Raw genomic sequence first — 22749 nt, forward strand, 5'->3', positions numbered from 1 at the left:
GCGACAGGACATGCCCCTGAGCGACGCGATTCGATGAACGGGTCGAGGCATGGTGATTGATCTGAATGAAGGAAAGCCCGTGGCAGAGCGGCGCCCGCTGCCTGGGAGCGTTGAACCACTGCGACTGGCTAGAGCGGACGCTCGGCTCGGCCGCTCGAGGATTGCTTTCGACGAGCTCGATGAGGTGAGCGTTAGCGTTTCGCCACGCACAATCACAGGCACAGCGATGCAACGGCTGCGCCCCTACGCCATCGATAAGCCTGGCCCGCCACCAAGGGCACGCCCTCCCCCTGGCGGGAGAGGACGTGCGCAGCTCAAGCGTGGTGAATGTCCCGGTCCTTGGTTTCCGGCAGGAAGAAGGTGCCCAGGATCGCCGTCATCACCGCGATGACGATCGGGTACCAGAGCCCGTAGTAGATGTCCCCGGTGGCCGCCACCATGGCGAACGCCACCGTCGGCAGGAAGCCGCCGAACCAGCCGTTGCCGATGTGATAAGGCAGCGACATCGAGGTGTAGCGGATGCGCGCCGGGAACAGCTCCACCAGCCAGGCGGCGATCGGCCCGTAGACCATGGTCACGTAGATCACCAGCAGGGTCAGCAGCGCCAGCACCGCCGGATAGTGGGTCTTGGCCGGGTCGGCTTTCTCGGGGTAGCCGGCGTCCTTGAGGGCGCTGCCCAGGGTGGCGACGAAGGCATCGTTCTGCGCCTTGAAATCGGCGGCCGGCATGCCGGTGCCTTCGAAGCTCGGCAGCACCTTGTCGCCGATACGGATCTGCGCGACGGTGCCGGGCTCGGCTTTCTCGTTCGCGTAAGGGATGGCTTTCTTCGCCAGCACGCTCTTGGCCAGGTCGCAGGAACTGGTGAATTTGGCCTTGCCCACCGGGTCGAACTGGAACGAGCACTGGGCAGGGTCGGCGATCACCGTGACCGGGTTGCGCTCCTGGGCACTGAACACCTCGGGGTTACCGTATTGGGTCAGTGCCTTGAAGATCGGAAAGTAGGTCAACGCCGCGAGGATGCAACCGGCCATGATGATGCCCTTGCGACCGATGCGGTCGCTCAGGCTGCCGAACAGAATGAAGAACGGCGTGCCGAGCAGCAGCGAGCCGGCGATCAGCAGGTTGGCGGTCTGCGGGTCGATCTTGAGCATCTGCAGCAGGAAGAACAGCGCGTAGAACTGCCCGGTGTACCAGACCACCGCCTGGCCGGCGGTGCCGCCGAGCAGCGCCATGATCACGATCTTCAGGTTGTCCCAACGGGCGAAGGACTCGGTCAGCGGCGCCTTGGACGACTTGCCCTCGGCCTTCATCTTCTGGAACACCGGCGACTCGCTCAATTGCAGGCGGATATACACCGAGACGATCAGCAGCAGGATCGACAGCAGGAAGGGAATCCGCCAGCCCCAGGCCTCGAAGGCCTCGGTGCCGAGAATGGTGCGGCAGGCCAGGATCACCAGCAGCGACATGAACAGGCCGAGCGTCGCCGTGGTCTGGATCCACGACGTGAAGTAGCCGCGCTTGCCCTTGGGGGCATGCTCGGCCACGTAGGTCGCCGCACCGCCATACTCGCCGCCCAGCGCCAGGCCTTGCAGCAGGCGCAAGGTGATCAGGATGATCGGCGCCGCCACGCCGATGGTCGCGTAGCTGGGCAGCAGGCCGACCACGGCGGTGGAGACGCCCATGATCACAATGGTGATGAGAAAGGTGTGCTTGCGCCCGATCATGTCGCCCAGGCGGCCGAACACGATGGCGCCGAACGGCCGCACGGCAAAGCCCGCGGCGAACGCCAGGAGGGCGAAGATAAAGGCGGTGGTTTCGTTGACGCCAGCAAAGAAGTGCTTGGCGATGATCGCGGCGAGGGAGCCGTAGAGGTAAAAGTCGTACCACTCGAATACGGTGCCCAGGGACGAGGCGAAAATGACCTTGCGTTCTTCCCTGGTGATCCCGCGGTTGGGCGCGCTGCCCGTGGTTGTACTGTCGATTGCCGGCATGAGGGTTCTCCGTCTTGTTCTTGTTATAGGCCGGAGTGCCTTGCTGCCTTCGTTGCACCCTGGCCCTGGGCTGATGTCATTAGGCTGATGTCATCGAACTGTCGAACTGATGTCGTCGAGCTGATGTTCGTCGAACTACGGATTGCGCAAAGCATGTAAACAGCTTGATTGCCCCGCATCGCAAGGCTTCCTGAAGCATAATCAGCTTCGCCCAGATATCCACTCGCCCACCGCCTGGCGGCCCTCACGCCCCTTCCGTGGTTAACCATCACCGCCGTCGATCATGCCAATCATGAAAGCGGATTTTTCATTTTCGGCCGATGCCTTCAGAATGGCGCCACCTTTAATACCGTCGGACCCGTACGTCATGAATATCAATTTTGCGGTCGCCTGCATGATCGTGGTTTCCTTTGCCATTGCCCTGTTCCACACCTGATCGGCAGCCCCGCCCGACACAGCACCCCGCCATCGGCGCGGGTGCTGGCCATTGACTTGCCGCGTTCCCAGCGCGGCATTTATGTTTAAAATGCCCGCCCTTTTATTGCCGGCCCTCCTTCGATGAACCCCGACGCCCTTTCCATCCTGCACCACCATCTGCTGACAGCCCTGGCGTCCGCTCCTGCGGAAACCCGGCGCCTGTTCCATGGCCGTGGGCGTTGCTGGCCGGGGCTGGAGCAATTGACTGTCGACTGGCTGCAGGGCGTGGTGCTGGTGGCGCTGTTCAAGGAGCCGGAGCCGCAGCAGCTGGATGCACTCAAGCAATTGCTGCTGGCGATCAGCACTTCGCCCGAATGGCAGGCTTGTGGCGCCCACACCCTACTGCTGCAACACCGTTATCAGCTGCAAAGCCCGGTGGACTGGCTGGTGGGCGAACCTATCGATGAATGGACCCTGCTCGAGGAAGGCCTGCGCTACCGCGTGGACCTGGGCCAGAAGCAGAACAACGGCCTGTTTCTCGACATGCGCTACGGCCGCAACTGGGTGCGCGCCAATGCCCGCGACAAGCGCGTGCTGAACCTGTTCGCCTACACCTGCGGCTTCTCGGTGGCGGCCATCGAAGGCGGCGCGACCCATGTGGTCAACCTCGACATGTCACGCGCGGCCCTGAGCCGTGGCCGCGACAATCACCGGCTCAACGGCCACGACCTGAGCCGGGTGAGCTTTCTCGGCCACGACCTGTTCAAGTCCTGGAGCAAGGTAAAAAGCGGCGGACCCTACGACCTGGTGATCATCGACCCGCCTTCGTTCCAGAAAGGCAGCTTCCTGCTGACCAAGGACTACGCCCGGGTGCTGCGCCGCCTGCCGGAATTGCTCACGGCCGACGGCTGCGTGCTGGCCTGCATGAACGACCCGGCCGTCGGTTCGGACTTCCTGATCGACGGCGTCACCCGCGAGGCCCCGGGCCTGCGCTTCGAGCAACGCCTGGACAACCCGCCGGAGTTTCCCGATACCGACATCGAGAGCGGCCTGAAGGCGCTGGTGTTCCGCCGGGTCGAGTAGGCCCGCCGCCGTCACACCGCGGCCTGCACCACCTCGATGCCCAGGCGCCGATAGTCTTCGACATTGCCCGAGGCCAGGTGCTGCTCGGTAATCAGCGTATGCAGGCGCTCGCACGGCGCCACGGCAAAGGGCTCCACCGCGCCGAGCTTGTCGGCGGTGGTCACCGCGATCACCTGGGAGGCGCTGTCGAGCAAGGCCTGCTTCAGCGGCACTTCGTCAAAATGCAGCGAGGTGATGCCGACCTCCGGATGAATCGCGCACACCCCGGTAAACAGCAGGTCGGCGCGGATACCCTGGATCAGGCGCACCGCCTCGTGGCCGCCCGAAGACAGGGTCGCCGGGTTGAGCCGGCCGCCGGCGAGAATCACCTGGCTGCGCGGGTATTCGGCCAGGGCGACGGCGATCAGCGGCGAGGCGGTAACCGCGGTGATGCCGATATCGGCAGGGAGCGACTGGGCGATCAGCAACGTGGTCGAACCCGAGTCGAACATCACGATCTGCCCTTCCTGCACCCGCTGCGCGCCGAGCCTGGCCAGGTGGCGCTTGACCTCGCTGCTTTCGCCCAGGCGGGTGAACACATCCTTGCCGGTGTCCTTGGGTCGTGGCAGCGCGCCGCCGTGGACCCGTTGCAGCAGCCCGGCATCGGCCAGCTCCGCCAGGTCGCGGCGAATGGTGTCTTCGGAAACCGCGAAATGCTGGCTCAGTTCGGACGCCATGACCTTGCCGTCGCGCTCGAGCAGCAGCAGGATTTTCTGCCGGCGCACATGGGGCAGTTCGGCGATGGCGTGTTGACCTTGCATGCTTATGCCTGTTTTTGCGTGTTTATGCGAGATTAGCCAAGGCGTGCTCCAAACACAACGTCGCCCCCGCGCATTGGCCGCCTGGGCCCAGGCTTGCTTTACTGATGCAACCGGGGTGAATTCGCTCCGCCCACAGGCCATGTGGCACCCGGACGCCCATGATTAAGGAGATAACGCACGATGCAACGTCTCAGTGCCAAAGACTTCGCCCCCGAGCTGCTCGAGCTCTACGACTACTACGCCCACGGCAAGATCAGCCGCCGCGAGTTTCTCGACCGGGCGGCGGCCTTCACCCTGGTCGGGCTGACCGCCAGCGCCACCCTCGCCGCCCTGACCCCGAACTACGCCCTGGCCGAACAGGTGTCGTTCACCGACCCGGCGATCATCGCCGAATACATCACCTACCCCTCGCCCAAGGGCCACGAACAGGTCCGGGGTTACCTGGTGCGCCCGGCGAAGGCCGAAGGCAAGCTGCCGGCGGTGGTGGTGGCCCATGAAAACCGTGGGCTCAACCCCTATATCGAGGACGTCGCGCGGCGCCTGGCCAAGGCCGGTTTCATCGCCCTGGCCCCCGACGGCCTGACGTCGGTTGGCGGCTACCCCGGCAACGACGACAAGGGCCGTGAGCTGCAGCTGAAGATCAACCCGGAAAAGCTGATGAACGACTTTTTCGCCGCCATCCAATGGCTGCTCGAGCACGACGCCAGCACCGGCAAGGTCGGCATCACCGGCTTCTGCTATGGCGGTGGCGTGGCCAACGCCGCGGCCGTGGCCTACCCGGAACTGGCGGCGGCCGTGCCCTTCTACGGGCGCCAGCCGGACAGCGCCGAAGTCGAACGGATCCACGCGCCGCTGCTGTTGCACTACGCCGAACTGGACACGCGCATCAACGAAGGCTGGCCAGCCTACGAGCAGGCGCTGAAAGCCGCGGGCAAGACCTACGAGGCCTACATCTACCCCGGGGTAAACCACGGTTTTCACAACGACTCGACACCCCGCTACGACGAAGCGGCGGCCAACCTGGCCTGGGACCGCACGCTGGCGTGGTTGCGCAAATACCTGGTGTAGGCGCACGCCCATGCGAACGCGACGGCGCGAGGGCGCCGTCGCTTGTGGCAGGGTTTACCCCTTGTTCAACAACGCCGTGGCAATCACCGTGCCCATGGGTGTCGGTTGCGGGTCGTTCTGGTGCGCGACCGCGTTCAGCGCCCAGTCTTCCAGCTGCACCCGGCCCTTCTGGAAGATCATCATGTGGGTCGAACCGCCGAACTCGAAATGCCCGATCTCGGTGCCACGGGTGATGTTCACCGGTGCCGCGCCCTCATCGACGATGAATGGCGGCTCGATCACGCAGGTCGAAACCTCGACCATGCCGATGCAGATCAGCGCGACATACCCGCAGGTCGGGTGCTCGAAGACAAAGATCGCCCGGGCGGCGACGTGCCCCAGGTAGGGCTGTGACTCGGTGCCCTCCCAGGTGCCCTCGCCTTCGCCCTGGGCCGGACGCTGGGCGAAATAGGTGCCCGGCTGCACCCAGGAGCGCACCAGCTTGCCGTCGAGCGGGGCGTTCCAGCGGTGATAGTGGGTCGCCGAGAGGAAACCCTGATAAGCCTGCCCGCCCTGGAACGGCACGGCCCACTGCTTCTGGCCGCCGAACAGGTCGAGCAGCGAGTAATTGACGTCCTTGATCCAGAACTCGGTTTCCAAGGCCACGTTGTTTTCGTACTGCCAGGGCGTGGTCTCGCAGCCGATGTTGACCTGGGTCGCCGCGTTGCCCAGGAACGGCCGCGCGCCGGGCACGAACCTGCGGATGAAGAACGCGTTCCAGGAGTCGAAGCCGTAGCCGGGCAGGTTCGGGTCGTGCTCCATCTGCGTCCACACCCCGGCCTCATGGGCCGCCTTGGAGATCCACGAGCCCTCTTTTTCCGGGTCGTTGATGTCCAGCTTGTCGAGGGAAGCGCTGCTCTTGAGGAAGCTGTTCCAGGCGTTGAGCACCTTCTTGAACTGCTGGTTGAAGGTCGTGTCATGAAACAGCGCGACACCCGCCTCGGTGCCCATTGACACCGCCAGGAAGGCGTTCATCGGCGTACCGACCTGGGCCGTGGCGTTGAACGACGAGGAGGTGCTGATGATCTCGTTGAGAATCTCGAAGAAGCTGTCGTAGCCGGCGATCCACAGCGCGTCGCCGTCCGAGTCCTTGATCTGCTCCTTGGTCGCCTCGTCCAGGGTCGCCACGTAGGCATTCGACTGCTCGATCATCGAATTGACCCACATGCGGTACACGCTGTTGTGGGTGACCCAGGCCTGGAACTCGATGATTTCCGGTCGCATCGGCGCCAGGGTTCCGGCCTTTTTCTTTTCCGCGATCAGGTTGCGCAGCGGCATCAGGAACTTGGCTGTGGCCCATACCCGGTTGGGCACCCAGAAGCCCATCTGGATCGGCCCGGCATTGGCCAGCGTCAGCCGCTCGGCGCCGGTGCTTTCCAGGCGGGCCTGGCGCGACGGCTGTTTGGGGTTGTTGAGCTGTTTGTCGTACTGAGTCATGTCTTTACTCCTTTAAAGAGGCGGCGCCGTGCGGCAATGGCACGGGCGCAACCAGACCGCGGTGAGGTACCGGCCAGCAAACGACCGCTCCAGCAGGCGTTCATGTCAGGGGCGACAAGGGTCCAGTACGGGGTTGAACGACACTCCGTGTCCTTCTCGCAATGCCAATCCCGGGCAGAATGCGGCGGCCGAACGGCCAACTACAGGCGTGACTTGCCTGGACAAGTAAAGCTGCTCTGGCGGGTTTCTGGGGGGCACCGGGAAAATTCACGGCGCAGGCGACCAAGAGTTGTTCGGGGTCACGCTTTACAACATTGATAGCCAACCGCCATCAGTCGATAATCCCGCCCCACCAATCCCCTCACGCAAGGAAATGCCGTGAAAAAATCCCTGCTGTTCGTTCCTCTGCTCGCGCTGTTGCTGCAAGGCTGTGGCATGACCATGACGCGCTATGAACCGAGTTACGACAACGTCCAACGACTCAAGCAGAACCCGCCTCTGCACACGATCAGCGATACACAGGTAACGGCGGCGGCCGGCCAGGGTTCGCTGTCGGTCCGCGCCAATCCGATCCGTTCGCCCAGCGGCAGCATCCCCTTGCATATTCAGGACGCCATCAACGAAGAGCTGCGCCGCGCCGGCCTGCTGGACCCGCAAGCACAACGACACCTGCAGGTACTAGTGCTGAAGAACGAACTGAGCGCCGGAGTGGCCAGCGGTCATGGCCAGCTTGCGGCGCGCTTCACCCTGCTCAAGGGCAGCGAGGTGGCATATGAGGCGACCCAGACCGTGAACAGCCAATGGAATAGCAGCTTCTTCGGGCCCATCGCTATCCCCAACGCCGCCAATGCCTACAACCCGCTGGTGCGTGATTTGCTGAAAGCCCTGTACAGCGACCCGCAGTTCATCCAGGCGCTGAAATAAAGACAAAAAAAGAGCCGCTCAAGCGGCTCTTTTTTATTCGGCTCAGACCCGGGGCACGCGGGAATCGAGCGCCGAATATTTCAGGCTGTTGCGCTCGACCATCTGCTTGAGCAGCGCATTGACCTGACGGCTGAAGGTGTCGCTCACCGCGTCCTTCGGGGTATTGCCCATCAGCGGCACGAACCAGATGCCCATCCAGGTATTGATCCCATCATGGTTGCTGGAGCTGCCGACAGCCTGGCCCTGCGGGTCCAGCGCCTCGAGACTCATGGTGTATTGATCGGTCGCCATCGCCGGAATGAGGGTGAAGGTCAAGCCGCTGATAAAGGCCATGACCGTCTGGCCGCCACTTGGCGGATGGTTGTAGACCTTCAGCCGCAGGTTGTAATCGCCCGGCTGCTTCTGGAATTCATCCAGGGTCACGCGACCGAAAAGGCCGGAGTCGCTCAAGACTTTTTGCAACTGCGGCTTGAGCATCTCGCGCGCCTGCGGCACTTCGACGGCCGAAGCGCTTTGGGGCTCGCCCTGATAGAAAGTGAAGCTGACATAGACGTTCGGCTTGTTGGCGTAGCCGGACATGGACGGCATATCCACCGCCGCCACTTCGTCCTTGGTGAAGCTGGCGCAACCGGTCAGCGCGAGCATCAGGGACAGGCCCAGAATCTTTCCAATCTTCATTGCGGTTTTCCTTAGGTTGGGTAGCAAGCGCCTCCATGGCTGGAGTGGCCGCGGCGATTCTAGAGAGTGGCGAGCAATATCAAAAGGCCATCAATGAAAAATTTCTTCCCGCCAGCCGCAATCCCCTCGCCGTAGCGCACCCGCCACCCGCACCCACAGCTGACCCAGCATCACCCATCTGCTGAGCAATGATCTTTTGTCAGCCCCGCGCGGCCGATAGTTAACTCTCGCCCCGCGAAGTCCTTTGACGGACCCCGTCACAAAATCAATAAGAGGGTTGGCCGATGCAAAGCAGTGGCGCGTTGCTATGGGTGTTGTTGGCCGCGATCGTGATGATCGTGGTGCTGATTGTCCGGTTCAGGGTGCATGCCTTCCTGGCGCTGATCGCCGCTTGCGGCCTGGTCGGGTTGGGCTCGGGGATGCCCTTGAATGCCATGCTCGACTCGTTCCAGAAGGGCCTGGGCGACACCCTGGGGTTTCTTGCCGCGATCATCGGGCTGGGCAGCATCCTGGGCAAGATGCTCGAGGAATCGGGGGGCGCCGAACGCATCGCCCGCACCCTGCTCGACACGCTGGGCGAGCGGCGCGCGTCCTGGGTGATGATGCTGGTGGGTTTCATCGCCGGCATTCCGGTGTTCTTCGAGGTCGGCTATATCCTGCTGATTCCGCTGGTGTACGTGGTGGCCAAGGCCACCCGGCTCAACCTGTTGCACCTCGGCGTGCCGCTGGCGGTGTCGCTGATGTGCGTGCACTGCATGCTGCCGCCGCATCCGGCGGCCATGGCCATCACCCACCTGCTGGGGGCCGACGTCGGCAAGGTAATCCTCTACGGCCTGATCGTCGGGCTGCCCACCGCCATCGTCGCCGGGCCGTTGTGGATCCCCCTGGTGGCGCGCAGCCAGGCCGAACCCTGGCAGGCGGCCTTCCTCGAGGAGCGCTGCGAGGCCCGGGGCGAGCGGGTGCTGCCGGGTTTCTGGCTGACGTTGCTGACCATCCTGCTGCCGCTGCTGCTGATGATCGGCAAGACCTTCGCCAGCACCCTGCCCGCCGGTTCGACGCTGTCCGCGCTGCTGTCGTTCTTCGGCAACCCGCTGGTGGCGCTGCTGATCGCCGTGGTGTTCGCCTACTGGTCCCTGGGCCTGCGCCGCGGCCTGCACATGCCGGACCTGCTGGGCCTCACGCAGAAAAGCCTGCCGCCGCTGGCCAGCATCCTGCTGATCATCGGTGCCGGCGGCGCCTTCAACGGCATCCTTATCGATAGTGGCGTGGGCAAGGTGCTGGCCGATTCCCTGACCCGGCTGGACATCAACCCGGTGGTGCTGGCCTGGCTGGTGGCGGGGCTGATGCATTTCGCGGTGGGCTCGGCGACCGTGGCCATGATGAGCGCCGCCGCCATCGTCCTGCCGACCCTGGGCGTGGACTCCGGCTACAGCAAGGAAATCATCGTGGTCGCCATCGGCGCCGGGGCCATCGGCTGGACCCACGTCACCGACTCGGCCTTCTGGGTGGTCAAGGAATACCTCGGCGTGTCGCTGGCCGATGCGCTCAAGACCTTTACCAGCGCCACGGTCCTGGCCTCGGCGGTGGCCTTGCTACTGACCCTGGCCCTCTCTCGTTTCGTTTAAACACCTTTGTCACAGGAGTCTTTCCCATGATCGCAGGCCAGCCACTCGCTACCTGGACCCATCGCTTCCCGCTGCTCGAAGAGCTGATGGCGTTGCGCGAAACCACCTGGTTCACCCCCACCCGCGCGCCCCTGGCCGATGGCCTCAGCGATCTTGCGCTGAGCGCCGCCGATGTGGCCGACGCCAGTGCGCGCCTGGAACGTTTCGCCGCGTATTTCCGCGTGGCCTTCCCCGAGACGTTGGCCAGCCACGGCATTCTCGAGTCGCCGATCCAACCGCTGCCGGCCCTGCAGGCGGTGCTGGCCAGCCGTTACGGACAGGCGCTGCCCGGCGCGCTGTGGATCAAGCAGGACAGCCACCTGCCGATTTCCGGGTCGATCAAGGCCCGCGGCGGTATCTACGAGGTGCTCAAGCACGCCGAACGCCTGGCCCTGGAAGCCGGCCTGCTGCGCCTGGACCAGGACTACAGCGTGCTCGACTCGGCCGCGGCCCGGGCGTTCTTCAGCCACTACCGCATCGCCGTGGGCTCCACCGGCAACCTCGGGCTGTCGATCGGGCTGATGGGCGCCCGCCTGGGCTTCCAGGTCACGGTGCACATGTCCGCCGACGCCCGCCAATGGAAGAAGGACAAGCTGCGCGCCCATGGCGTCAACGTCATGGAATACCAAAGCGACTACAGCGTCGCGGTGGCCGAGGGGCGCCAGCAGGCCAGCGGCGATCCGGCCTGCCATTTCGTCGATGACGAAAACTCCACCGACCTGTTCCTCGGCTATGCCGTGGCCGCCGAGCGCCTGGGCCGGCAACTGGCGCAGGCCGGGGTCCGGGTCGATGCCGAGCATCCGCTGTTCGTCTACCTGCCCTGCGGTGTCGGCGGTGGCCCCGGCGGCGTGGCGTTCGGCTTGAAGCTGGCGTTCGGCGACGCGGTTCACTGTATATTTGCCGAGCCCACCCATTCGCCGTGCATGCTGCTCGGGGTGCATACCGGGCTGCATGACGAGGTCTCGGTGCAGGACTTCGGCATCGACAACCTCACCGCCGCCGATGGCCTGGCCGTCGGCCGCGCCTCGGGCTTTGTCGGCCGCGCCATGCAGCGGTTGATCGAGGGTTACTACACAGTCAGCGACGACGAGCTGCATGCCCTGGTCTGGCTGATGGCCAAGCACCAACAGTTGCACCTGGAGCCCTCGGCGGTGGCTGGCGTCCCAGGCATCGCCCGGGTGCAGGCGCAGCGTGAGCAGTATCTGCAGCGCAGCGGCATGAGCGCCGCGGCCTACGCCCGGGCCACGCACCTGGTCTGGGCCACGGGCGGCAGCATGGTCCCGGACAGCGAGATGCAGGCTTACCTGGCGCAAGGCGCGCGGGTGCTGCAAGGCTCATAACCGACCCACAGGAGAAGCGCCGGCTTGTACAACCTACCGCCCAGACTGGATGCCAAGCTCAACAGCAGCCAGTTCTCGAACCTGTTCACCTTCCAGGTCGCGGCCCGCCACCTGAGCTTCAGCAAGGCCGCCGATGAGCTGTGCCTGACCGCCAGCGCGGTCAGCCATCGCATCGCCCGGCTGGAGGCGGAATTGTCGATCCAGCTGTTCCAGCGGTTGACCCGACGGGTGCAGTTGACCGAGGCCGGCGAACGGATCTTCGCCATTCTCCAGCAGACCCTGGGCGACCTGTCCGAAGTCCTGGCCCAGCCGGTGGATGCCGACCTGGCCGGGCCGCTGACGCTGTACGCGCACCCGTCCATCGCCCATTCCTGGCTGGTGCCGCGCCTGGCCGAGTTCGGCCAGCGCTTTCCCGGGGTCAAGCTGGATTTGCGCGTGGGCAACGACCGCATCGACTTTCGCAGCCGGCAGATCGACCTCGCGCTGTACTACGGCAATGGCGAGTTTCATGGGCTGGTGGCGCACAAGCTGATGCAGGAACGGGTCGCGCCGGTGTGCAGCGCGCAATACGCCGAGCGCCATGGATTGACCGGCGCAGTCGAACAATTGCAGCAGTGCACCCTGTTGCATGACTCGCTGGCCTGGGACCACGCCACCTTCGACTCCGAATGGGCGCTGTGGATGCGCCAGCACGGCGCTGGCCTGCCCATGCCCAAACGCGGGGTGACCTTCGATCGCTCGGACCTTTGCGTCACCGCCGCCATCCACCATGCCGGCGTGGCGATCGGGCGCGAGCATCTGGTCAGCGAAGCCATCGGGCAAGGCCGGCTGGTGCTGCCGTTCACCGGGTTTACCCGCAGCGGCGAATACGATTACTACATCGTCCATCCGACCGTGGAAGCGCTGCCGCGCCGGGTCTGGGCCTGTATTGCCTGGTTGCAGGAGTGTGCGGCGCAAACGCCGGGGGGCTGAATGCCGGCGCGCAGTGGCCGGCGGGGGGAGATCAGCGGCTGGCGGCAGCGCCCTTCTTGCGCAACGCCTTGAGGCGCTGGCTGGCCCGTTGCACCGCGGCCATTTTTTCCGGGCGCTTCATGCGCTTCCATTGGCGGATGTCGTCCTTGCTGCGCCCGCAACTCAGGCACAGGTCGCCGCTCAACTGGTAAACGGCGATGCAGGGGTTGTCGATTTCCTTGGCCATGCGTCAGCCCGGCCGCCGGTCATCGGCGCTGCCACGCACCATCAATGGTGCATCTTGCTGTGGTCAGGCATGTTCAGCGCGCGGGCCTGGGCCTCGACCTTGACCGACTCTTTCTCGCCCTTGGCGTTTTCCACCACCAGGGTCAGCGGCACCTTGTCGCCTTCCTTCACCTGGGCGACCAGGTCGATCAGCATCACATGGTAGCCATGAGAGTCCAGGGCGACGGCCTTGCCGGCCGGCAACGCGACGGCGTCCACCGGGCGCATGCTCATCACATCGTTGTGCATGCTCGACTGGTGAATCTGCACGATCTTCGCCACCGGCGACTCGACGCTGAGCAGCTTGCTGTCGTCGCTGGCGGTCAGGGTCATGAAGGCCCCGGTCGCTTGCTGCCCGGCGACGGTGGCGCGCACCCAGGCGTCGTCGACCTGGACCTGGGCCGCGGCCTGGCCTGCCAGGCCCAGCAGGGACAGGCCGATCAGGATGCGTTTGGCGCGTTGGCCGATAGCGGTTTGGTTCAGGGCCGGGTTCATCAGCAGACCTCCATGACGGTCAAAAGATCTTCCGTGCACTCTTGTGCAGAAAGCGATTGGGACAACCCCAGGCGCAGCGTGCCCCGGGAGTCGTAGACAAAACTGGTGGCGGTGTGGGACAGGGTGTAGGTCGAGCCGCTCGGGATCTTCTCGTAGAACACGTCGAATTCCTTGGCCGTGGCCGCGGTTTCCTCCAGCGTGCCGTACAGCGCGACGAACGACGGGTCGAAGGCCTTGACGTAGGCGTCCAGCACCTGCGGGGTATCCCGCTCAGGGTCCAGGGTGATGAAGATCACCTGCAGGCGATCGCCGTCGCGGCCCATCAGTTTCTTGGCTTGCGCCGCGCGCGCCAGCGTCGTGGGGCAGATCGCCGGGCACTGGGTGAAGCCGAAGAACACCATCGGCATCAGCCCGCGAAAACTCGACAGCGTCCTGACATTGCCCTCGGTGTCCTTCAGCTTGAAGGTTCGCCCGAGGATCTTGTCGCTCAAGTCCTTGCCGTATTTGTACGACAGCTGGCCACGGGTATCGCAACCGGCCAGCAGGCCGAGGCCCAACACCCCCATGCCTGCAATCACCTCGCGGCGACTCAACAACACACTCATTCGTTACCGCCCTTTTGAGGAGTCCGAAAGTCCAGACGATCGCGCCAGGCGGATCATCCGTAAAAGCGGCGCATGGTAGCAAAATGAGGCGGCCCGGTTCCTGCCAAATGGATGACAGGTTGTGTGCAACCTTGGTCGGGTGCGGCGTTTCGCCGCTATTGCCTGCGGTATTCAGCGCCGTTGCGGGTTCAGCCGCGCCAGGCGTTGCTGCCAGTTGCCGCCGTTGATGCACTAGCATTGCTCTTCGCTGTCGTACTGCACATGGGGCGCCAGCGGCTGCAGCTCCAGGCCGGCTTCGCCCAGGGCGATGGCCGTGAGTTCGAGCATGCGCTCGCCCAGGCCGCGGGCCAGGGCCTGGGCCTTGCTGGCCTGGGTGTCGAAAACCCACACCACCTTGAGGCTGGCGGGAAACGCCGCGTCATCGGCGACGTGGGTCAGCCAGGAAAAGCCGACGATTTCCGCCTTGGCGGTTTCGCAGGCGTCGGTGAGGCTGGCGACCAGGTGCCGCTCGATGCGGGCCTGCTCGCGTTTGCTTGACGGCATGGGATCTCCTTGCGCGCCCGGGGCCATTGTCGGGCTGGGCTGGTATGGCTGCGCAGTCTTGCCGCCGGCGTGGGCCAACACAAGCCCCATGGGTGGCTGGCGCGCAGGTAATTCCGTAACATTCGCGGTCTTTTCGACCCTCCTCCGCAACCCCGGCCGCTTGGCCGCCGTCTCTAGGTAAACCATGAAACCCGCTCGCCTTCGCGCCGACGTCCTGGCCGGACTCACCACCTCTTTCGCGCTGGTGCCCGAGTGCATCGCCTTCGCCCTGGTGGCCCATCTCAACCCGCTGATGGGCCTGTACGGGGCCTTTATCATCTGCACCCTGACCGCCCTGTTCGGCGGCCGCCCGGGGATGATTTCCGGCGCCGCCGGGTCGATGGCGGTGGTGATCGTCGCGCTGGTGGTGCAGCACGGCGTGCAATACCTGCTGGCCACGGTGCTGCTGGGCGGGCTGATCATGATCGCCTTCGGCCTGCTGCGCCTGGGCAAGCTGGTGCGGATCGTGCCGTACCCGGTGATGCTCGGCTTCGTCAACGGCCTGGCGATCATCATTGCCCTGGCCCAGCTGGAGCATTTCAAGGCCGACGAAAGCTGGCTCAGCGGCACCGCCCTGTGGCTGATGCTCGGGCTGGTGGCGCTGACCATGGCCATCGTCTACCTGCTGCCGCGCCTGAGCCGCGCGGTGCCGCCGGCGCTGGTGGCGATTCTCGGCGTCGGCCTGTTGGTCTACCTGCTGGGCCTGCCGACCCGCACCCTGGGCGACATGGCGCATATCGCCGGCGGCCTGCCGCGCCTGGTGCTGCCGGACATTGCGTGGAACCTGGAAACCCTCGGCATCATCGCCCCCTACGCCTTCCTGATGGCCATGGTCGGCCTGCTGGAAACCCTGCTGACCCTCAACCTCACCGATGAAATCACCGAGAGCCGCAGCTTCCCGGACCGCGAGTGCGTGGCCCTGGGCGCAGCCAATATCGCCTCGGGCCTGTTCGGCGGCATGGGCGGTTGCGCAATGATCGGCCAGACCGTGATCAACCTCAGCTCCGGTGGCCGTGGCCGCCTGTCCGGGGCGGTTGCCGGGATGATGATCCTGCTGTTCGTGCTGTTCCTCTCGCCCTTGATCGAGCGCATTCCGCTGGCGGCGCTGGTGGGCGTGATGTTCGTGGTGTCCCAGCAGACCTTCGCCTGGGGCTCGCTGCGGGTGCTGCACAAAGTGCCGCTGAACGACATGCTGGTGATCATCGCGGTGACCCTGATCACGGTATTCACCGACCTCGCCACCGCGGTGCTGTGCGGCATCGTCATCGCCGCCCTGAACTTCGCCTGGCAGCATTCGCGCGAGCTGTATGCCGACAGCCATGAAGAAGCCGACGGCAGCAAGCTGTACCGGGTCCACGGCACCCTGTTCTTCGCCTCGACCACGCCCTTTCTCAACCACTTCGACCCGGCGGGCGACCCGGCCCAGGTGACCCTCGACTGCCGCCACCTGAGCTTTGTCGACTACTCGGCCATCGCCGCCCTGAAAACCCTGCGCGAACGCTACAGCAAGGCCGGCAAGCACCTGCGGGTGACGCACCTGTCCGAGCGCTGCAAGCAGTTGCTCAAACGCGCGGGCATCCAGCACGGCTGAGGTCCGCCACGCAGCGCCTGTCCGAGCATTACCCCCCGGCCCGGCAAACACCCTGAAAAACCCAAGGCGAGCCACGGCTCGCCTTTTTCATCGGCCGGAAGCAGCCGGTTCCGGCCAAAAATGCGACATCATTGTGATATCATCACTCGCCTTTCCGGCCAGGGCCCGTGTGACCCCGCCATAGCAAAACTCCCCAAAAAGAAGGCGCCACGACGCGCCTCCCGCCTGCCTTGCCTGCAAGAACCGACGACGCCCCGGGAGCTTTCCGAGCGTGCGCCGCTTTGCCGCGAACCTGCCGGATGCCGCGCAGGTTGTGCCTTTTGCCGTCACAAGGAACACAGTCATGCTTTTACGATCGATGAACATTTCCCGCCGTGCAGGCCTCAGTTTTGCCCTGATTGCGCTGCTCGCGGTTGCCCTCGGGGCGTTCTCGCTGCTGGAAATGCGCCGCATGAACGAGCAGTCGCTCGAAGTCGACAAGAACTGGCTGCCGTCGATCGTCGCGGCCAACGCCGTGGCTCTGACCAGCACCCAGATCCGCACCCTGACCCTGCGCCTGCTGGTGGTCCGTGACAGCAACGATGTAGCCGAACTGTTGCCCCGGGTCGTGCAGCTCGACGAACAACTGTCGGCGCAACAGAAGGTCTACGAAACGCTGATCAGCGACCCCGCGGAAAAAGCCGCCTACGAGCGTTTTGTCCGGGTCAGGGCGTTGTACCTGCAAGACCAGCAGCGGGTCCTGGAGCTGATACGCGAAGGCCGCAAGGCCGAGGCCGTGGCCATTGTCGACGGCGGGCCGTTCCTGGCCAATGCCGACGCCATGCTCAAGGAGCTGCTGGCCGTGGTCGAGATCAACACCCATGGCGGCGAAGCCGCGGCCACGCGCAGCAACGAGGTGTTCCACAGCGCTGTCGGGCTGGTGCTGGCGATCCTGGCACTGGTGCTGGCGCTGACCGTGGGCCTGGCCATCGTGCTCACTCGCAGCATCGTGCGGCCGCTGGGCCAGGCCGTGGCAGTCGCCGAAACCATCGCCAGCGGCGACCTGTGCCACGCCATCAGCGTGACCGGCAACGATGAGCCGGCGCGCCTGCTGCACGCCCTGCAACGCATGCAGAACAGCCTGCGCGGCACCCTGCAGAAAATTGCCGACTCTTCCAGCCAGCTGGCTTCGGCCGCCGAGGAGCTGCATGCGGTGACCGAGGATTCCAGCAAGACCCTGCACCAGCAGAGCAACGAGCTGGAACAGGCCGCCACCGCGGTCAACCAGATGACCGCGGCGGTGGAAGAAGTGGCGCGCAACGCCGTCAGCACCTCCGAGGCCTCGCGGGAAACCGACGCCACCGCCCACCACGGCCGCCAGCAAGTGCAACACACCGTCGACTCCATCGGCGACCTGGCCGGCGAGGTGACCCGCACCTGCGAGCAGGTCGAGCACCTGGCGGTGGACGTGCGCAATATCGGCCAGGTCCTGGAGGTGATTCGCGCGATCGCCGAGCAGACCAACCTGCTGGCGCTCAACGCGGCCATCGAGGCCGCCCGGGCCGGTGACGCCGGGCGCGGTTTCGCCGTGGTCGCCGACGAGGTGCGGGCTCTCGCCCACCGCACCCAGCAGTCGACCCAGGAAATCGAAAGCATGATCAACACCATCGAAGAAGGCACCGAAGGCGCGGTCAGCGCCATGCGCCACAGCAACGAACGCGCCCACCTGACCCTGGAAGCCGCCCGCGCCTCGGGCCTGGCCCTGGACCAGATCACCCAGGCCATCACCTCGATCAACGAACGCAACCTGGTGATCGCCAGCGCCAGCGAAGAGCAGGCCCAGGTCGCCCGCGAAGTCGACCGCAACCTGGTGAACATTCGCGACCTGGCCACCCAGACCTCGGCCGGAGCCAACCAGAGCAACGCCGCCAGCCAGGACCTGTCGCGCCTGGCGGTGGAACTCAACGGCCTGGTGACCCAGTTCAAGGTCTGACGGCCAACGGGCTCCCGCGCCGTGTCGCGCGGGGCCTTCAGTAGGCGTATTGAGCAATCACCTTGCGCACCCTTTCCAGCGCCACCCGCAGTTGATCCATATCGACCGAGCCCAGCGCCAGACGGATCGCGTGGGGCACCGGCGCGGCGCTGACAAAGGGCTCGGCGGTGGACACCGAGACATTCTCCCGCAGCAAGGCCATGGCCACCTGATCGGCACGCACCTCCTCGGGCAGCGGCAGCCAGAGGAAATAGGACGCCGGATGCCCGATGTACGCCAGGCCGGCCAAGGTTTCCCTGGCCAACGCCTGACGGGCGCGCGCATCCTGGCGTTTCTCGGCCTCCAGGCGTGCCACCGTGCCGTCGTCGATCCAGTTGCACAGCAGTGCCGTCATCACCCCGGGGGTGTTCCAGGTGGTCGCGCGGATCACCCGCTCGATCAACGGCACCCAGGCCGGCGGCGCAACCACGAAACCGACCCGCAAGCCGGTGGCGACATTTTTCGAAAACCCCGACACATACACCGTCAGCTCCGGCGCCAGGGCCGCCAGCGGCGCGGGCGGGTCGTCGGCGAGAAAGGCATAGGCGGCGTCCTCGATGATCAGCAGCCGGTGTTGCCGGGCGATCCGCACCAGATGCTCGCGCCACGCCAGGTCCAGCACCCAGCCCATGGGATTGTGCAGGGTCGGCATGGCATACACCGCGCGCACCCGGCGGCTGCGGCACAGCTGCTCGAAGGCGGCCAGGTCGGGGCCGTGCTCGGTCAGGGCAATCGAGACCAACTCCACGCCATGGGCGTCGGCCACCACCTTGAACCCCGGGTAGGTCAAGGCATCGGTGGCGACCACGTCGCCAGGCTTGAGCAGCGCCATCACCGTGGTCGCCAGGCCATGCTGGGCACCGCTGACGATCGACACCTGCTCGGCCTCTACCTGCAACCCGCAAGAAGCCAGATACCGCGCCACCGCGGCCCGCTCGTGACTGCGGCCGCTGTGGGGCTGGTAACGCAGCAGCGCCTCCAGGTCACCGCTGGCCGCCAATTGGCGCAGGCCGCTGCGCAGCATGTCGGCCTGGCCGGGCAGCGCCGGATAGTTGAAATTCAGGTCCAGGGTGCCGGCCGCCGTCGCCTGTTGGTCGACGCCCTGCCCTGGCGGCAATGCGGTCTCACGGACAAAGGTGCCGCGCCCGGCTTCACCGCTGACCAGCCCCATCGCCTCCAGCTCGGCATACACCCGCGATGCTGTCACCAGGGCCAGGCCTTCCCTGGCGGCCAGCTCGCGGTGGGTCGGCAGGCGGGTGCCGGGTGGCAATACCCCGCCACGAATATCGGCGGCAAAACCATCGACCAGTTGTTTGTAGCGGGCACGGGCCATAGCGGAATGTATCCATGACAATATTTTGATTGTATTGATCAGCGCTCCTAGGATGGAGCCACAGCAGCCCGGGCGCAATCTCGCCCAGTGCGGCCTTCCCCCTTGAAAAGAGCTGAGCCCCTGAATGGAACGGATATCGCCCCTGCCCCACCCCACCACGCACAAGGCCGCGAGCGGCTGGCTCAACGGCTTTATCGGCGTGCTGATTTTCAGCGGCTCGCTGCCGGCCACCCGCGTGGCCGTGCTGGAATTCAACCCGCTGTTCCTGACCGTGGCCCGCGCGAGCATCGCCGGGGTCCTGGCCTTGTGCCTGTTGCTGCTGTTCAAGGAACGACGCCCGAGCAGAAGCCAACTGTGGCCCCTGGCGATAGTGGCGCTGGGCGTGGTGGTGGGCTTTCCGCTACTGACCGCCTTGGCCCTGCAATACGTGACCTCGGCTCACTCCATCGTCTTCCTCGGCCTGCTGCCCCTGGCCACCGCGGCGTTCGGCGTGCTGCGCGGCGGCGAGCGGCCGCGACCGGTGTTCTGGCTGTTCTCGGTGCTGGGCAGCCTGCTGGTGGTGGGCTTTGCGCTGTCCCAGGGGCTCAGCGCCGCGCCGGCCGGGGACTTGCTGATGTTGCTGGCAATCCTGATCTGCGGCCTGGGTTACGCCGAAGGCGCCAAGCTCTCCCGCACCCTGGGCGGCTGGCAGGTGATCTGCTGGGCGTTGGTGCTGGCGCTGCCGCTGATGGCACTGCTGACGCTGTTCCGCGCCCCGCCGTCGTTTAGCAACATCACCCTGCCCGCCTGGCTGAGCCTGGGGTACGTGGCGTTGTTCAGCATGCTGATCGGCTTTGTCTTCTGGTATCGCGGGCTGGCCCAGGGAGGGATCGCCGCCGTCGGCCAGTTGCAATTGCTGCAACCGTTCTTTGGCCTGGCCCTGGCCGCCACCCTGCTGCATGAACAGGTCAGCCTGGGCATGTTGGGAGTGACCATGGCGGTGATTTTGTGCGTGGCCGGGGCGAGGAAGTTTTCCAAATAAGAGCAATTGGCCCCAGGAGATTGGGGCTGGCCCGAGGTTTCCCTCAGACCGGAGAGATGGTCGCCAGCACACCGATCGCGATGGTCAGCGCCAAGAAACCAAACAAGAAAATCGCCATCTTCGCCATAAAGGCCTCCTGAACAATAGGTTTTCGCCAGCGCGAAAAGTAGAACTCCCCCCAGGCGTCCGACGGCTGGCCGGTGCTGCTGAGGGGGAGCCATTGTCAGGCCTGATCTGATCCCGATACAGGCGCAGGTGACGAAGAAAAATACGGATCAGATGACAGCGAATTCCGCCGCTTCACAAGCCAAAGGGCCGGTTACAGAAGGCAAGGCCGAGATACCCAAGCCCAGTGTCGCCAGCCCCCGCGCGAGCATGGCAGCCGGGCAAGCGGCTATTTCCCGACCTGCCGACGCCCGCCCTTCCAATACCTGCACCGGATTATTTGCGCGCCAGCTTGTAGCGCACGCAATCGTCGTAAAAACTCTGCCGCACCGTTGCCGGCTTGGCCCGCGACGGGCTGTCGTAGGTCTGCTCGGTTATGCCCAGGGCCAGCATGCGCATCCAGCCCTTGCTGAATTTGTAGGTCTGCAACTTCTGCCGCGCGGCATACAGCGAAACGCCCGACAGTTTCAGCTCTTGCGCCCGCGCCGCGGTGCCCGCGCCCCAGCTGCAGACATACCGATCGTTGGCCGCCAGTTCCTTGCCCTCGGCCGCGACAGCCACGCTGGCCAAGGCGAACGAGGTCAGCGTCATCCACATATTGCGCATTTTGCGATCCACCTAACCACCTGAAAATAAAGTGATTTTGGCGGCGATTCGCTAGCCGCGGGGCCAGCATCGCAGCCTCTTGGAGAAGGCAATGTGCCTTGCTTTTACTGGCCACTTGCTCATTAAAAGGCCCAGGCCCGGCTAAAGCCGTGGGGCCTGGCGCTTGAAGCCGACAGGCAGAAAATTCCCCCAGTCGGCGTCCGGCTGGTATCGTGCGGCCCTGTAAAAATACGCCGCATGATTTGAGGAAATGGACGTTGAGCACTGAACAAAAACTGACCGGGGATCTGTTCGAAGTCGACAAGCGCCTGGGCCTCAAGCCCGTGGTGGACTTCAACACCTATCTGCGCACGGCCTTCGGCGACGGCAAATGCGCCTGCGGTCGTTGTGTCGCCAGCGCGGGCGACGAAACCGGTTATGCCTACCAGCACAGCTTCGACTTCGACGGTAAAATCACCCATCGCCGCTTCGCCACCACCGCCGGCAGCGACGTGCTGCTGGTGCTGAAGAAGGCCTGGCTGTCGTACACCAAGGCCGAGCTGGATGCCAGCGGCCAGCTGGCGCTGGACACCGTCAAGGAGTTCGTCGAACCGCAACTGCACAAGCGCCTGCTGCCGCTGCTGCTGGCTAGCGGGCTGGTCAAGGAAGTCGACGGCGAACTGCAGATCCAGGCCCAGGCCGCGGCCTGAGGGCTTGGCCACCGTTCCAACAATAAGAAGGTAAGAGCCATGCCCCCACTTTCCCTGCAAGACAGCGCCGCGCCGGATGGCGTTTGCTTTGGCTGCGGCAGCCGCAACCCCCATGGCCTGCACATCAAGAGCCACTGGCATGAGGATGGGGTGCATGTCATGGCCGAGCACTTGCCGGACAGCCAGTATTGCGGCTGGCCCGAACTGGTGTATGGCGGCCTGATCGCCATGCTGGTGGATTGCCATTCGAACTGGACCGCCATGGCCTACCACGCCCGCGCCGAAAATCGCGCGCTGGACAGCCAGCCGCGGATCAACTGCGTGACCGGCAACCTCGGCATCAAATTCATCAAGCCGACGCCCATGGGCGTGCCCCTGACCTTGCGCGCCAAGGTCGAAGGCGAAGTCGGGCGCAAGAGCCGGGTGGTGTGCGAGGTCTACGCCGGCGATGTGCTGACGGCGCTTGGCGACTCGATCTTTGTGCGGGTCGATACCGAGCAACTGGCCGCGGCGGCCCATGGGCGGGAAGCCTGAGCCGGCCCGGGCCAGCCGGACATCCGCATCCAGGCCGCGCTGAACAGACCAGGACAGCGGCAACGTCAGCAGCAAGGTAGCCGCCAGCACCATCAGCGCGACGGGCACGCCAGTGACGTCCCCCAGGCTGCCAAACAGCACCGGCGCCAGCGCCCCGCCGCCGATGGTACCGGTATAGAAGATCGCGAACGCCTGTTCGCGCTTGCCCGTTCCCGCAGGTCCGGCACCGCGCCATAAAGCACCGACGAGGTGCCGTTCAATGCCAGCCCCAGCAGCGGCAAGACCGCCATCAAGCCAGACCGGGCATTCACACCAACCCAGTGGCTGGCCAGAATCGCCGGCCCACAAAAGTAAAGACTCGCCCTTCAAACCTTTCAGACTCCTCCCAGAGTAATGCCCCGCCCTACCCAATAGGGTTGATGCCATCCCGCCGCCGGCTG

The 22749-nt window shown here is 65.0% G+C and carries 22 protein-coding genes and 2 pseudogenes; 12 read left to right on the top strand and 12 right to left on the bottom strand.

Features of this window, described 5'->3' with window-relative positions; all coding sequences use genetic code 11:
• Window positions 1-314: 314 nt before the first annotated feature.
• Window positions 315-1991, bottom strand: a complete 1677-nt coding sequence (locus BLV20_RS24975; RefSeq protein WP_092305086.1) for an MFS transporter — start codon at window positions 1989-1991, stop codon at window positions 315-317.
• Window positions 1992-2252: 261 nt separating this feature from the next.
• Entirely contained in the window at window positions 2253-2408 is a 156-nt protein-coding gene (locus tag BLV20_RS31520; RefSeq protein WP_175540262.1) for a hypothetical protein, read from the bottom strand.
• Between the two features lie 141 nt (window positions 2409-2549).
• On the opposite strand from BLV20_RS31520, the gene BLV20_RS24980 reads away from it, so the two are divergent.
• Complete coding sequence (locus BLV20_RS24980; RefSeq protein WP_092305087.1) at window positions 2550-3491, top strand: class I SAM-dependent methyltransferase; 942 nt, start codon at window positions 2550-2552, stop codon at window positions 3489-3491.
• Window positions 3492-3502: 11 nt separating this feature from the next.
• Here the strand turns inward: BLV20_RS24980 and BLV20_RS24985 are convergent, their stop codons facing one another.
• Window positions 3503-4291, bottom strand: a complete 789-nt coding sequence (locus tag BLV20_RS24985; protein ID WP_092305088.1) for a DeoR/GlpR family DNA-binding transcription regulator — start codon at window positions 4289-4291, stop codon at window positions 3503-3505.
• Between the two features lie 180 nt (window positions 4292-4471).
• Here BLV20_RS24985 and yghX point away from each other — a divergent pair, with 180 nt between their 5' ends.
• Window positions 4472-5359, top strand: coding sequence for a YghX family hydrolase (yghX, locus tag BLV20_RS24990; RefSeq protein WP_092305089.1), 888 nt, complete (start codon window positions 4472-4474; stop codon window positions 5357-5359).
• A 54-nt stretch (window positions 5360-5413) separates the two neighbouring features.
• Here the strand turns inward: yghX and BLV20_RS24995 are convergent, their stop codons facing one another.
• A complete protein-coding gene (locus tag BLV20_RS24995; RefSeq protein WP_092305090.1) occupies window positions 5414-6835 on the bottom strand; it encodes a phosphatidylserine decarboxylase family protein in 1422 nt (473 codons plus the stop codon).
• Between the two features lie 378 nt (window positions 6836-7213).
• On the opposite strand from BLV20_RS24995, the gene BLV20_RS25000 reads away from it, so the two are divergent.
• Window positions 7214-7759, top strand: coding sequence for a hypothetical protein (locus tag BLV20_RS25000; RefSeq protein WP_092305091.1), 546 nt, complete (start codon window positions 7214-7216; stop codon window positions 7757-7759).
• Between the two features lie 42 nt (window positions 7760-7801).
• On the opposite strand, the gene BLV20_RS25005 is transcribed toward BLV20_RS25000, so the two are convergent.
• Window positions 7802-8437, bottom strand: coding sequence for a hypothetical protein (locus BLV20_RS25005; protein WP_092305092.1), 636 nt, complete (start codon window positions 8435-8437; stop codon window positions 7802-7804).
• Window positions 8438-8721: 284 nt separating this feature from the next.
• Between BLV20_RS25005 and BLV20_RS25010 the strand changes: the two genes are divergently transcribed.
• Genes BLV20_RS25010 through dsdC form a run of 3 tightly spaced genes read left to right on the top strand, consistent with a single transcriptional unit; the run spans window position 8722 to window position 12413 of the window.
• Window positions 8722-10062 (top strand): GntT/GntP/DsdX family permease, encoded by a 1341-nt coding sequence (locus BLV20_RS25010; RefSeq protein WP_092305093.1) that lies wholly within the window; start codon window positions 8722-8724, stop codon window positions 10060-10062.
• Window positions 10063-10088: 26 nt separating this feature from the next.
• Window positions 10089-11441 (top strand): D-serine ammonia-lyase, encoded by a 1353-nt coding sequence (locus BLV20_RS25015; protein WP_092305094.1) that lies wholly within the window; start codon window positions 10089-10091, stop codon window positions 11439-11441.
• Window positions 11442-11465: 24 nt separating this feature from the next.
• Window positions 11466-12413, top strand: coding sequence for a DNA-binding transcriptional regulator DsdC (gene dsdC, locus BLV20_RS25020; RefSeq protein WP_092305095.1), 948 nt, complete (start codon window positions 11466-11468; stop codon window positions 12411-12413).
• Window positions 12414-12444: 31 nt separating this feature from the next.
• On the opposite strand, the gene BLV20_RS25025 is transcribed toward dsdC, so the two are convergent.
• From BLV20_RS25025 to BLV20_RS25040, 4 genes are all read right to left on the bottom strand, one after another.
• On the bottom strand, window positions 12445-12639 hold the full coding sequence (locus BLV20_RS25025) for a DUF1289 domain-containing protein (RefSeq protein ID WP_092305096.1): 195 nt from the start codon (window positions 12637-12639) through the stop codon (window positions 12445-12447).
• A 41-nt stretch (window positions 12640-12680) separates the two neighbouring features.
• Window positions 12681-13172, bottom strand: a complete 492-nt coding sequence (locus BLV20_RS25030; RefSeq protein WP_092305097.1) for a copper chaperone PCu(A)C — start codon at window positions 13170-13172, stop codon at window positions 12681-12683.
• The gene (locus BLV20_RS25035; protein WP_092305098.1) at window positions 13172-13777 is read right to left on the bottom strand and encodes an SCO family protein; all 606 of its coding nucleotides are present in this window, start codon (window positions 13775-13777) and stop codon (window positions 13172-13174) included. Before BLV20_RS25035 ends, BLV20_RS25030 begins: the two co-directional genes overlap by 1 nt.
• Before the next feature lie 231 nt (window positions 13778-14008).
• Entirely contained in the window at window positions 14009-14320 is a 312-nt protein-coding gene (locus tag BLV20_RS25040) for a hypothetical protein (RefSeq protein WP_092305099.1), read from the bottom strand.
• Window positions 14321-14504: 184 nt separating this feature from the next.
• On the opposite strand from BLV20_RS25040, the gene BLV20_RS25045 reads away from it, so the two are divergent.
• From BLV20_RS25045 to BLV20_RS32160, 3 genes and pseudogenes are all read left to right on the top strand, one after another.
• Entirely contained in the window at window positions 14505-15950 is a 1446-nt protein-coding gene (locus BLV20_RS25045; RefSeq protein WP_092305100.1) for a SulP family inorganic anion transporter, read from the top strand.
• Window positions 15951-16308: 358 nt separating this feature from the next.
• A pseudogene (locus BLV20_RS32155) lies at window positions 16309-17064 on the top strand (MCP four helix bundle domain-containing protein); the annotation flags it as partial.
• Window positions 17059-17922 carry a methyl-accepting chemotaxis protein gene (locus tag BLV20_RS32160; RefSeq protein WP_371914340.1) on the top strand — a complete coding sequence of 288 codons (864 nt, stop codon included), beginning with the start codon at window positions 17059-17061 and terminating at the stop codon, window positions 17920-17922. The pseudogene BLV20_RS32155 and the gene BLV20_RS32160, both read left to right, overlap by 6 nt.
• Window positions 17923-17959: 37 nt before the next feature.
• Here the strand turns inward: BLV20_RS32160 and BLV20_RS25055 are convergent, their stop codons facing one another.
• A complete protein-coding gene (locus BLV20_RS25055; RefSeq protein WP_092305102.1) occupies window positions 17960-19294 on the bottom strand; it encodes an aminotransferase-like domain-containing protein in 1335 nt (444 codons plus the stop codon).
• A 124-nt stretch (window positions 19295-19418) separates the two neighbouring features.
• On the opposite strand from BLV20_RS25055, the gene BLV20_RS25060 reads away from it, so the two are divergent.
• Window positions 19419-20315, top strand: coding sequence for a DMT family transporter (locus BLV20_RS25060; protein ID WP_092305103.1), 897 nt, complete (start codon window positions 19419-19421; stop codon window positions 20313-20315).
• A 441-nt stretch (window positions 20316-20756) separates the two neighbouring features.
• On the opposite strand, the gene BLV20_RS25065 is transcribed toward BLV20_RS25060, so the two are convergent.
• A complete protein-coding gene (locus BLV20_RS25065) occupies window positions 20757-21086 on the bottom strand; it encodes a hypothetical protein (protein WP_092305104.1) in 330 nt (109 codons plus the stop codon).
• Window positions 21087-21343: 257 nt separating this feature from the next.
• On the opposite strand from BLV20_RS25065, the gene BLV20_RS25070 reads away from it, so the two are divergent.
• Together BLV20_RS25070 and BLV20_RS25075 are read left to right on the top strand one after the other, a co-directional pair.
• Window positions 21344-21775 carry a hypothetical protein gene (locus BLV20_RS25070; RefSeq protein ID WP_092305105.1) on the top strand — a complete coding sequence of 144 codons (432 nt, stop codon included), beginning with the start codon at window positions 21344-21346 and terminating at the stop codon, window positions 21773-21775.
• Between the two features lie 39 nt (window positions 21776-21814).
• Window positions 21815-22309: a PaaI family thioesterase gene (locus BLV20_RS25075; protein ID WP_092305106.1), complete on the top strand. Its 495-nt coding sequence runs from the start codon at window positions 21815-21817 to the stop codon at window positions 22307-22309.
• Window positions 22310-22324: 15 nt separating this feature from the next.
• Here BLV20_RS25075 and BLV20_RS31820 read toward each other — a convergent pair.
• Window positions 22325-22605 (bottom strand): annotated as a pseudogene (locus BLV20_RS31820) (MFS transporter); the annotation flags it as partial.
• Window positions 22606-22749 lie beyond the last annotated feature (144 nt).

The sequence above is a fragment of the Pseudomonas sp. NFIX28 genome, from assembly GCF_900107395.1.
GTDB lineage: Bacteria > Pseudomonadota > Gammaproteobacteria > Pseudomonadales > Pseudomonadaceae > Aquipseudomonas.

Bases quoted from the DNA above. Each gene is read 5' to 3' on its own strand.
- BLV20_RS24995 (WP_092305090.1), bottom strand. From the start codon at position 6,835: ATGACTCAGTACGACAAACAGCTCAACAACCCCAAACAGCCGTCGCGC.
- BLV20_RS32160 (WP_371914340.1), top strand. From the start codon at position 17,059: ATGCAGAACAGCCTGCGCGGCACCCTGCAGAAAATTGCCGACTCTTCC.
- BLV20_RS25075 (WP_092305106.1), top strand. From the start codon at position 21,815: ATGCCCCCACTTTCCCTGCAAGACAGCGCCGCGCCGGATGGCGTTTGC.
- BLV20_RS25060 (WP_092305103.1), top strand. From the start codon at position 19,419: ATGGAACGGATATCGCCCCTGCCCCACCCCACCACGCACAAGGCCGCG.
- BLV20_RS25025 (WP_092305096.1), bottom strand. From the start codon at position 12,639: ATGGCCAAGGAAATCGACAACCCCTGCATCGCCGTTTACCAGTTGAGC.
- BLV20_RS25005 (WP_092305092.1), bottom strand. From the start codon at position 8,437: ATGAAGATTGGAAAGATTCTGGGCCTGTCCCTGATGCTCGCGCTGACC.
- BLV20_RS25040 (WP_092305099.1), bottom strand. From the start codon at position 14,320: ATGCCGTCAAGCAAACGCGAGCAGGCCCGCATCGAGCGGCACCTGGTC.
- BLV20_RS31520 (WP_175540262.1), bottom strand. From the start codon at position 2,408: ATGGCAAAGGAAACCACGATCATGCAGGCGACCGCAAAATTGATATTC.
- BLV20_RS25035 (WP_092305098.1), bottom strand. From the start codon at position 13,777: ATGAGTGTGTTGTTGAGTCGCCGCGAGGTGATTGCAGGCATGGGGGTG.
- BLV20_RS25065 (WP_092305104.1), bottom strand. From the start codon at position 21,086: ATGCGCAATATGTGGATGACGCTGACCTCGTTCGCCTTGGCCAGCGTG.
- BLV20_RS24985 (WP_092305088.1), bottom strand. From the start codon at position 4,291: ATGCAAGGTCAACACGCCATCGCCGAACTGCCCCATGTGCGCCGGCAG.
- BLV20_RS25010 (WP_092305093.1), top strand. From the start codon at position 8,722: ATGCAAAGCAGTGGCGCGTTGCTATGGGTGTTGTTGGCCGCGATCGTG.
- BLV20_RS25030 (WP_092305097.1), bottom strand. From the start codon at position 13,172: ATGAACCCGGCCCTGAACCAAACCGCTATCGGCCAACGCGCCAAACGC.
- BLV20_RS24975 (WP_092305086.1), bottom strand. From the start codon at position 1,991: ATGCCGGCAATCGACAGTACAACCACGGGCAGCGCGCCCAACCGCGGG.
- yghX (WP_092305089.1), top strand. From the start codon at position 4,472: ATGCAACGTCTCAGTGCCAAAGACTTCGCCCCCGAGCTGCTCGAGCTC.
- BLV20_RS24980 (WP_092305087.1), top strand. From the start codon at position 2,550: ATGAACCCCGACGCCCTTTCCATCCTGCACCACCATCTGCTGACAGCC.
- BLV20_RS25045 (WP_092305100.1), top strand. From the start codon at position 14,505: ATGAAACCCGCTCGCCTTCGCGCCGACGTCCTGGCCGGACTCACCACC.
- BLV20_RS25055 (WP_092305102.1), bottom strand. From the start codon at position 19,294: ATGGCCCGTGCCCGCTACAAACAACTGGTCGATGGTTTTGCCGCCGAT.
- BLV20_RS25015 (WP_092305094.1), top strand. From the start codon at position 10,089: ATGATCGCAGGCCAGCCACTCGCTACCTGGACCCATCGCTTCCCGCTG.